The following is a 1,176-nucleotide window of genomic DNA, read 5'->3' on the forward strand; positions in this document are numbered from 1 at the left end:
CGGGTTCGAGTCCCGCGTATCTCAGTATATCAGGGAGTACGGTTTTAGGCCGTTGCTCCTTTTTTTCTAGTGTTTATAAAGCTTTGACTGCTCATATATGGAGCGCCGCTGCCGACCTATGAAACGCTTTTATCGCGATCTGAGCAATCATTTTGCCCCAGAATTGCCCCCAGCTCTGCGCCGAATTTCTTAGCTTCTTCTTTTACGTCTTTCTGCATGGCATGAGTATATACTTGCTTCATGATATAGTCTGTTTTCCATCCTCCGCTATACTTGATAACTGCATCCGGTGCTCGCTGCGAGCTCATCTTTGAAGCATAGTAGTGCCGGAGTTTGTGCAGGGTGAACTTCTTGAGGCCCAGCTTTTCTTGCTGCCTACGCATGTGGTTTGTGATCTTTCCGGGAGCGAGGCGGTAGACATAGCCCTGTTTCTTGATAAGGTCGGTCAGCTCCGTTGGCACGATAATTGTTCGGGTGGAGTTGGTGGTCTTGGTGGTTTTATCGACCCAGTCACCATTACGATCTTGGACACGTCCCTTCTCTATCCGGATGCTTCCATCCCCGATATCATCTAAAGTAAGAGCACATATCTCCGATCGGCGCAGTCCGTAGGCTCCCAGCAGGACGGCCACTTCAAACTCACTCCCTTTGACGGCATCGTACAGCTTTTTAATATCATCATCATCTGGGATGTAGAACTCCGGCTTTTTCGCCTGCGGAAAGTTGAGATTGAAAGCTATCTCCGGCCGTCGTTCTTTGATAACGGAGATTAGCAGCCCAGAGCGGTTCATCACTGTTTTAGGAGAGAGCCCTTGCTTCACCATACCGTCGATGTAGCCCTGCAGATCTTCCTGCTTAAGATTGGATAGCCGGGTACCCTTCAGCGCCGGAGGAAGTTTCTTGATAATCCGGTCGTATTCCCGCAGCGTTGCGGGTGATTTGGTGGCCTCCCGGCGGGCGATATACTTCTTTGCAGCGCTTTCTATCGTCTCGGCTCCGGTCGGAGTCACGAACTGCCGGATGCGGTCTGCTATCAGAGCTCTGGCTTCTGCTTTGGTGGGCTTATAGTCCACGGAGACGGAGTATCGGACACCATCTTTCATCTCCCGGATTCTCCACTTGCTGCCGTGCTTTTCTATAGTCATGGTATACCTCCTCGAATTTTGGGTACAAAAA

Annotated in this window: 1 protein-coding gene; it reads right to left on the reverse strand. The window is 50.5% G+C overall.

Annotated features, from left to right (window positions below; all coding sequences use genetic code 11):
* Positions 1–116: 116 nt before the first annotated feature.
* Positions 117–1,145 (reverse strand): tyrosine-type recombinase/integrase, encoded by a 1,029-nt coding sequence (locus tag J2S20_RS12075; protein ID WP_307255574.1) that lies wholly within the window; start codon positions 1,143–1,145, stop codon positions 117–119.
* Between the last annotated feature and the right edge of the window lie 31 nt (positions 1,146–1,176).

Source organism: Moryella indoligenes, assembly GCF_030812885.1.
GTDB classification, from domain to species: Bacteria; Bacillota; Clostridia; order Lachnospirales; family Lachnospiraceae; genus Moryella; species Moryella indoligenes.

Bases quoted from the DNA above. Each gene is read 5' to 3' on its own strand.
- J2S20_RS12075 (WP_307255574.1), bottom strand. From the start codon at position 1,145: ATGACTATAGAAAAGCACGGCAGCAAGTGGAGAATCCGGGAGATGAAA.